This is a genomic window from Streptomyces sp. NPDC059455 (assembly GCF_042750115.1).
In the GTDB taxonomy this organism is placed as follows: Bacteria; Actinomycetota; Actinomycetes; order Streptomycetales; family Streptomycetaceae; genus Streptomyces; species Streptomyces endocoffeicus.
This window is the reverse complement of the sequence record NZ_JBHYVB010000190.1, coordinates 6,440-13,824: the sequence shown is the minus strand read 5'-3', so window position 1 is coordinate 13,824 and position 7,385 is coordinate 6,440. Positions and strand designations below refer to the sequence as shown.

At 72.1% G+C, this 7,385-nt stretch carries 9 protein-coding genes; 2 read left to right on the top strand and 7 right to left on the bottom strand.

All coding sequences use genetic code 11. The features are described 5' to 3' along the window. Nucleotides 1-145: 145 nt before the first annotated feature. Entirely contained in the window at nucleotides 146-751 is a 606-nt protein-coding gene (gene folE / locus ACFXB5_RS42345; RefSeq protein WP_059142458.1) for a GTP cyclohydrolase I FolE, read from the top strand. Between the two features lie 69 nt (nucleotides 752-820). Here folE and ACFXB5_RS42340 read toward each other — a convergent pair whose 3' ends face one another. The 6 genes from ACFXB5_RS42340 to ACFXB5_RS42315 all read right to left on the bottom strand — a co-directional run bounded on the left by ACFXB5_RS42340 (nucleotide 821) and on the right by ACFXB5_RS42315 (nucleotide 5,762). Beyond that, complete coding sequence (locus tag ACFXB5_RS42340; protein ID WP_086883224.1) at nucleotides 821-1,318, bottom strand: DUF3180 domain-containing protein; 498 nt, start codon at nucleotides 1,316-1,318, stop codon at nucleotides 821-823. A 62-nt stretch (nucleotides 1,319-1,380) separates the two neighbouring features. Further along, on the bottom strand, nucleotides 1,381-1,974 hold the full coding sequence (gene folK / locus ACFXB5_RS42335) for a 2-amino-4-hydroxy-6-hydroxymethyldihydropteridine diphosphokinase (RefSeq protein ID WP_385218863.1): 594 nt from the start codon (nucleotides 1,972-1,974) through the stop codon (nucleotides 1,381-1,383). After that, complete coding sequence (gene folB, locus ACFXB5_RS42330) at nucleotides 1,971-2,330, bottom strand: dihydroneopterin aldolase (RefSeq protein ID WP_372461967.1); 360 nt, start codon at nucleotides 2,328-2,330, stop codon at nucleotides 1,971-1,973. Before folB ends, folK begins: the two co-directional genes overlap by 4 nt. A 203-nt stretch (nucleotides 2,331-2,533) precedes the next feature. Then, the gene (locus ACFXB5_RS42325) at nucleotides 2,534-3,019 is read right to left on the bottom strand and encodes a nuclear transport factor 2 family protein (protein WP_037964699.1); all 486 of its coding nucleotides are present in this window, start codon (nucleotides 3,017-3,019) and stop codon (nucleotides 2,534-2,536) included. After that, nucleotides 3,016-3,894 (bottom strand): dihydropteroate synthase, encoded by an 879-nt coding sequence (gene folP, locus ACFXB5_RS42320; protein WP_385218862.1) that lies wholly within the window; start codon nucleotides 3,892-3,894, stop codon nucleotides 3,016-3,018. Before folP ends, ACFXB5_RS42325 begins: the two co-directional genes overlap by 4 nt. Before the next feature lie 35 nt (nucleotides 3,895-3,929). Next, complete coding sequence (locus ACFXB5_RS42315; RefSeq protein WP_385218861.1) at nucleotides 3,930-5,762, bottom strand: phosphatidylglycerol lysyltransferase domain-containing protein; 1,833 nt, start codon at nucleotides 5,760-5,762, stop codon at nucleotides 3,930-3,932. Between the two features lie 168 nt (nucleotides 5,763-5,930). On the opposite strand from ACFXB5_RS42315, the gene ACFXB5_RS42310 reads away from it, so the two are divergent. Next, nucleotides 5,931-7,073 carry an alpha/beta hydrolase gene (locus ACFXB5_RS42310; protein ID WP_385218860.1) on the top strand — a complete coding sequence of 381 codons (1,143 nt, stop codon included), beginning with the start codon at nucleotides 5,931-5,933 and terminating at the stop codon, nucleotides 7,071-7,073. Between the two features lie 64 nt (nucleotides 7,074-7,137). Here ACFXB5_RS42310 and ACFXB5_RS42305 read toward each other — a convergent pair. Further along, nucleotides 7,138-7,385 (bottom strand): CBS domain-containing protein (locus tag ACFXB5_RS42305; protein WP_385218858.1); only part of this gene is annotated, 248 nt, incomplete at its 5' end.

Genomic DNA, 7,385 nt, shown 5'->3' with positions numbered 1-7,385 from the left:
CGTCTCTCTCATCTACACCCCCCGCCGGGGGGGGGTCGACCCCCCCCCGCCCCCCCATATAACTGCCCCACACCCTCTCTTTACCCGGGTGCCCCCCGCGGCATTTTCGCGTTCGTGTGCGTGTATGTGAGGAACGAGGCAGTCCATGACCGACCCGGTGACGCTGGACGGCGAGAGCCCCATTGGCGTGTTCGACGAGAAGCGCGCCGAGAACGCGATCCGCGAGCTGCTGATCGCCGTCGGCGAGGACCCCGACCGGGAGGGGCTGCGCGAGACGCCGGGCCGGGTGGCCCGTGCGTACAAGGAGATCTTCGCCGGGCTGCGCCAGGAGCCCGAGGACGTCCTGACCACCACCTTCGACCTGGGCCACGATGAGATGGTGCTGGTCAAGGACATCGAGGTGATGTCCTCCTGCGAGCACCACCTGGTGCCCTTCGTGGGCGTGGCCCATGTGGGCTATATCCCGTCCCACGACGGCAAGATCACCGGGCTGTCCAAGCTGGCCCGGCTGGTCGATGTCTTCGCCCGCCGCCCCCAGGTCCAGGAGCGGCTCACCACCCAGATCGCCGAGTCCCTGATGCGGATACTGGAACCGCGCGGGGTGATCGTGGTGGTCGAGTGCGAGCACATGTGCATGACCATGCGCGGGGTGCGCAAGCCCGGCGCCAAGACCCTCACCTCGGCCGTCCGCGGCCAGCTGCGCGACCCGGCCACCCGGGCCGAGGCAATGAGCCTCATCATGGCCCGCTGAGCGGCTCCGCGCGGCTCAGCCGCGTATGACGACGCGGCCCGGCCGCGTACGGCGGTGTGCTTCAGGCTCTCAGGCGCGGGCCGCCGCGCTCGGACCGTTGCCGTCGTTGTCGTCGTCCTCCGGGAGCTTGAGCACCCGCTCCAGGAAGAACGCGGCCGCCACCACCCCCGCGCCCGCCAGAACCGAGCCCCCGGCGTAGAGCGCCTGATCGCGGCGGGCGGGCACATCGAGCTGCTCCATGGCCAGGAAGACGCCCACTCCGCCGTACATCCCCGCGATCAGCGCCGCCACCAGCGCGCTGGCCTGTCCGAAGACCACCGCACGGGCGGCCACCATCGGGTCCACGCCCTTGGCGTCGGGCTGCCGCTCCCGCTGGGCGCGCAGCCGGGCCCGCAGCGACAGCGCGGTGGCGGCCAGCACCACCGCGATCAGGGCCAGCACGATCGGCGCGGCCACCGGGACGCTCGGCAGCGACCCGAAGGTGTCCCACAGCCGGGCGCCCGCCCACGACACCACACCGGCCACGGCGAACAGCCCGACCAGCACCCCGATCCGAAGTTGCTTCACCGAGCGGTCGCCCCTCAATCCAGTACGTACCAACGTCTCCCGGAACCTATCCGGATCAACGTCTACTCGGGCAGTCGCAGTTCCAGATCGGTGCGGACCCGGACCCCGTCCAGGCCCATCGCCGCCAGCAGCCCCGCGACCGGGCCGCGCCCGGGTACCTCGGCCTGCGGATCCACGTCGTTCCACGGCACCAGGACGAACGCGCGCTCATGGGCGCGCGGATGCGGCAGGGTCAGCTGCGGGTCGTCGGAGACCACGTCCTGGTACGCCACGATGTCCACGTCGATGGTGCGCGGGCCCCAGCGCTCGTCCCGCACCCGCTCGAACGCCTCCTCGATGGCGTGGCCGCGCTCCAGCAGCGAGGACGGCGGCAGCGTCGTCTTGATCAGCACCACCGCGTTGAAGTACGTGGCCTGGGTACCGGGTTCCACGCCCCACGGATCCGTCTCGTACACCGGCGACACGGCCTTGACCCGCAGGCCCGGGGTGTCCTCCAGCGCGTCGATCGCGCCCTGGAGGATCTCCAGACGGTTGCCCAGGTTGCTGCCGAGCGAGATCACCGCCCGTTTGGGGTTGCTCAACGTCACATCGGCGGCGTCCACCTGCTCCACCACGGAGGCGGGAACGGGCTGCACGGTCGGGTCGCTGCTGCTCATACTCGGCTCCGGGTGATGGTGATGGTCACGTCGTCAAAGGGCACGGTGATCGGGGCCTGCGGCTTGTGCACCACGACCTCGACCTCCCGCACCACGTCGTGCTTGAGGCACCGGTCCGCGATCCGTTCGGCCAGCGTCTCGATCAGATCGACCGGCTCACCCCGCACCACGTCCACGACCTCCTCCGCCACCACGCCGTAGTGGACGGTCTTGCCGAGGTCGTCGTCGGCCGCGGCGGGCCGAGTGTCCAGGCCGAGCACGAGGTCCACGACGAAGTCCTGGCCCTCCTCGCGCTCATGGGGCAGCACACCGTGGTGCCCGCGAGCCCTCAGGCCGCGCAGCGCGACACGATCCACCTGAACCACTCCTGCTGGTCGTCGGTACGCGGGCACGTCCCATCCGGAACGCACCACCCGTCCCCTGCCGTATGCGGGGGTACCTGCCTCGAATCTACCTGCGAGCTCCGGCGGCACTCGCCCATGGGGTGGGCGGCGCCGGCTGCCGACGCTCCGCGCCACAGCCTCCTACCCCCACCTCGCGATGATCGAACAGGGTGGGCTCAGCCCGGCAGCAGTCCGTCGTCGGCGGGGCCTTCGGGGCCGCCCGGCTCCTCGTCGTCGCTCTCCGCGAGCACCGGGGAGCCGTGGTGCGCCCAGACCTTCCAGCCGTCCTCCGTTCGGCGGAACACGTTCGTGGCCACGACCAGCTGGCCCACCAGCGGGCCGAGCTGGCCCTCCTCCTCCGCGGGGGCGCCGCTGAGGATGTTCTCGGTGCAGGTCACCATGGCGGTGTCGGCCATCACCGACACCTCGACATCCGTCAGGAAGAACTGGATGTAGTCCGTGTTGGCCATGATCAGGGCGTATGAGCGGAGCACCTCGCCCCGGCCGCGCAGCACCGGCCAGCCCGGGTGGACACAGGACACCTCGGTGTCGGGGGAGTCCAGCCAGAGCCGCTGCAGCGTGGCGTGGTCGCCCTGCTCCATGGCGTCGTACAGCGCGGTGTTCACCAGCGCCACACGCTCGTTGTCCGTAAGGGAAGTCACAGCGCTCCCGCCGTGGTCTCGGCCGCTTCGATGGCCCGCGCCACGCGCACCGCGTCCGCGCTGGCCCGTACCTCGTGCACCCGGACGGCCCAGGCGCCCTCGCGCGCCGCGAGCGCGGAGACCGCCGCCGTGGCGGCGTCCCGCTCCCGGGCGGGCGGCGGGCTGCCCCCGTCACCGGCCAGGACCCGCCCCAGGAACCGCTTGCGGGAGGCCGCCACCAGCAGCGGCCGGCCCAGCTCCCGCAGCGCGGACAGATGGGCCACCAGCGCCAGGTCGTGGTCGGCGTCCTTGGCGAAGCCCAGGCCCGGGTCGACCACGATCCGCTCCGGGTCGATCCCGCCCGCGACCGCCCGCTCCAGACCGGCGCGCAGCTCGGCGACGACCTCGCCGACCACGTCCGCGTACACCGCCCGGTTGTTCATGTCGATCGACTGGCCGCGCCAGTGCATCACCACGAACGGCACCCCCGCCGCGGCCACCATGGGCACCATCGCGGGGTCGGCGCCGCCGCCGCTGACGTCGTTGACCAGCCGGGCCCCGGCCGCCACGGCCCGCTCGGCCACCGCGGCCCGCATGGTGTCCACGCTGATCACGGCCCCGGCCGCGGCCAGCTCCCGGACCACGGGGATCACCCGGCGCAGCTCCTCGGCCTCGTCGACGCGCGGCGCGCCGGGCCGGGTCGACTCACCGCCGACGTCCACCAGGTCGGCCCCGGCGGTGACCAGGTCGAGACCGTGTTTGACGGCCAGATCGGTGTCGAACCACTTCCCGCCGTCGGAGAAGGAGTCGGGTGTGACGTTCACCACGCCCATCACCGCGCACCGGCTCCACTCCGGCAGTCCGGCCACCCGTCCCCGCCCATGCAACGTGCTCATGTGCCCAGCCTAGGCGTAGGGGGGTGCGTTCTGGATCAGGCCGCCTGCTGGAGCTCCCGGCCCTCGGCCCGGTGCCGATGGGCGCAGGGCCGGGGCTCGGGGCGGCGGCCGCGGCGCAGCAGCCGGGGCAGGGCGAGCGAGACGAACCCCTCGGCCTGCATCGCGGCCAGGCCGATCCGGGGCAGGTCGCGGGTGTTGCGGAAGACCACGAAGCGCGGTTCCCAGCGCGGCTGGAACTTCGCGTTGAACTTGTACAGCGACTCGATCTGGAACCAGCGGGAGAGGAACACCAGCAGCGCCCGCCAGCCGCGCAGCACCGGGCCCGCGCCCAGCTTCTCGCCGCGCGCCAGCGCCGAGCGGAACATCGCGAAGTTCAGCGACACCCGCTCCACGCCCAGCTCGGGGGCGGCCCGCAGCGCGGCCACGATCAGCAGCTCGTTCATGCCCGGGTCGGCGCTCCGGTCGCGCCGCATCAGCTCCAGCGACATCCCGTCCCGGCCCCACGGCACGAAGTGCAGCACGGCCTTGAGGTCCCCGTACGGGCCCTCCTCGGCGCCCTCGTCGGCGGCCTTGTGGGCGGTGGCGATGACCGCGTCCCCGTCCGCCGGGTCGCCGATCCGGCCCAGCGCCATCGAGAAGCCGCGCTCGGTGTCGGTGCCCCGCCAGTCGGCGGCGGCGCGCCGGATGGTCTCCAGCTCCTCGGGGCTCAGCTCGGCGGCGCGCCGCACCCGGGTCTGGTAGCCGGCCCGCTCGATCCGCTTGACCATCTGGCGCACATTGCGCATCGCGCGCCCGGAGAGGGTGAAGTCCGCCACATCGACGATGGCCTCGTCGCCGAGCTCCAGCGCGTCCAGGCCGGTCTCGCGGGTCCACACCTCGCCGCCGGTCTCGGAGCAGCCCATCACCGCCGGGGTCCAGGAGTGGGCCCGTGCCTCCTCCATGAAGCGGGCGATCGCACCGGGCCACGCCTCCACGTCGCCGACCGGGTCGCCGCTGGCGAGCATCACCCCGGAGACCACGCGGTAGCAGACCGCGGCCTTGCCGGTGGGGGAGAAGACCACGGCCTTGTCGCGGCGGAGCGCGAAGTGGCCGAGCGAGTCGCGGCGCCCGTGGGCGGCGAGCAGGCCCCGCAGCCGCTCCTCGTCCTCGCCGGTGAGACGGGCGGCGGGGTGCTCGGGGCGGAAGGCGAGATAGGCGGTGGTGGCGACGGTCAGCAGGCCCAGCGCGCCGAGGGAGTAGCCGACGGTGTAGTCCGCGCCGTGGCGGTAGTCGACCGGCCCCTCGAAGCCGAACAGGCCCCACAGGACGTGCTCAAGCTGCTCGCCCAGCGACGGGCTTCCCTCGATGGCGTCCGGATGGGACCGGACGATGAGCAGCCCCACGGTGACGCTGACCGCGCCCATGACCACGAGGTTGGCCAGCGCCATCCAGCGGCTGCGGGGGTCCGGCAGGGCCGCGAACTCGGCGCGGTAGCGGATCAGCACCCCCATCAGCACGAGGGAGAGGACCATGCCGATGACCGAGTGCCGGTAGAGCAGCTGTGCGGCGGCGCCGACCGGCAGCAGCCCCACGGCCGCGACCCAGGCCCGCCGCTTACGCCGCTTGAGGCCGTGGGCCAGCATCAGCAGCAGCAGACCGACCACGATCGAGGCGGCGGCCGCCAGGGAGCTCACGGCCCCCGGCAGCAGCTCGGCCAGCGCGTGCACCCTGCTGTGCCGCAGCCGGGGGAAGACGATGTCCATCAGCCCGATCAGCGTGCACGCGGTGCCGACGCCGGTGGGCACCGCCTCCGGCCTGGGGCCGCGTGGCAGGCGCCGTATCCGGGTGGGAACCTTCCCGGATGTTTCGGCATCTTGACTGTCAGACATCTGTATTCCCGTCGCTTCGGTCAAGAGGATCTTCGGTTCTGTTGCGCGGCATCCGCACGATTTGCGCCCAGTAAGACGGCGTTTGAAGGAGTGGGGTTCACTCCCCAGCCACGGCTGGGGGGTTCCCCGGCGGCTCGGGGGGGCCGGCCGCCCGGCAGAAAGATAGTGATGGGTCTCACGAGCAACAACATCGTGATCGCGGCAGCCGTCGCGGCGTTGCTGCTGTTCGCGGCCACGATATGGCTGTGGCCCCGGCTGGCCGGGCGCGGCGTGGCTCCCGTGCTCGGCCGGGTCGGCATGTTACTGGGCACGCAGCTGACCGTGTTCATGGCGTTCGGACTGTTCGCCAATCAGTCCTTCGGATTCTACGGATCCTGGTCCGACCTCCTCGGTACGCAGGACGAGCCGGGTGTCGTGGTGGATCATGACACCCCGGGCACCCGGGTGCGGGTCACCGAGACCCGCCACCTGGCCATGGACGGCGGCTCCTCGCCCAGGATCGCCGGGCGCATCGAGAAGGTGAAGGTCCAGGGGCCGGTCTCCGGGATCGCGAGCCCGGCGTACATCTATCTGCCGCCGGAGTACTTCCGGCCCGAGTACGCCCGGCGGACCTTCCCCGCCGCGCTGGTGCTGACCGGGTACCCGGGCACCACCGAGGCGCTCATCAATGGCCTGAAGTATCCACAGCACTCGCACCGGCTGGTCAAAGCGGGGAGGATGCAGCCCCTCGTCCTGGTGATGATGCGGCCGACGGTCGCGCCGCCGCGCGACACCGAGTGCGTGGACGTGCCCGGCGGGCCGCGGGCCGAGACGTTCTTCACCAAGGATCTGCCGAAGGCGGTGGCCGACCACTACCGCGTGGGCAAGCGGGCCCGTAACTGGGGCGTCATCGGAAATTCCACCGGCGGCTACTGCGCGCTGAAGATGGCGATGCGCCACCCCGACGCGTTCTCGGCGGCGGCCGGGCTCTCCCCCTCGTACAAGGCCCCGATCGACGCGACCACGGGCGATCTCTTCGGCGGCAGCGAGCGGCTGGAGCGGGAGAACGACCTGATGTGGCGGCTGGACCACAAGCCGGCGCCGCCGGTCTCGCTGCTGGTGTCCAGCAGCGAGCACGGTGAGGAGAACTACAAGGACACCGTGCGCTTCGTGAACAAGGTGAAGCGGCTCAACCGGCGCGGGGAGCCGACCCGGATCTCGTCGATCATCCTGAGCACCGGCGGCCACAACTTCAACACCTGGAAGCGGGAGGTCCCCGCCGCGCTGGAGTGGCTCGGCGGCCGCCTAAGCGCTCCGCTGGAAGTGTCCTGACCTGTCGTCCACCGTCTGCGGCGCCGTCGTGGCTGGTCGCGCAGTTCCCCGCGCCCCTGCGGACCTACACGTCGGCGACGGTCTGGAGCTGGACGTCGCCGCGGGCGATGCCGCCCGCGTCGGCGTCGATCGAGCGGCGGAGGGCCTCGTGGAGCCGGGCCGGAGTGAGGACGCCGAGGAAGCGGTCGTCGTCCAGCACCGCGATCCAGCCCGCGTCGTGCTGCAGCATCGTGCTGAACGCCTGCTTGAGCGGCGCCCCCACCGGCAGCCACGCCTCCATCCGGCGCGCGTGGTCCCGTACGGTCCCCCGCG

Excerpts from the sequence above, each read along its gene's own strand:
- folP (WP_385218862.1), bottom strand. The coding sequence starts at position 3,894 with ATGAGCACGTTGCATGGGCGGGGACGGGTGGCCGGACTGCCGGAGTGG.
- folK (WP_385218863.1), bottom strand. The coding sequence starts at position 1,974 with ATGAGCAGCAGCGACCCGACCGTGCAGCCCGTTCCCGCCTCCGTGGTG.
- folE (WP_059142458.1), top strand. The coding sequence starts at position 146 with ATGACCGACCCGGTGACGCTGGACGGCGAGAGCCCCATTGGCGTGTTC.
- ACFXB5_RS42315 (WP_385218861.1), bottom strand. The coding sequence starts at position 5,762 with ATGTCTGACAGTCAAGATGCCGAAACATCCGGGAAGGTTCCCACCCGG.
- ACFXB5_RS42310 (WP_385218860.1), top strand. The coding sequence starts at position 5,931 with ATGGGTCTCACGAGCAACAACATCGTGATCGCGGCAGCCGTCGCGGCG.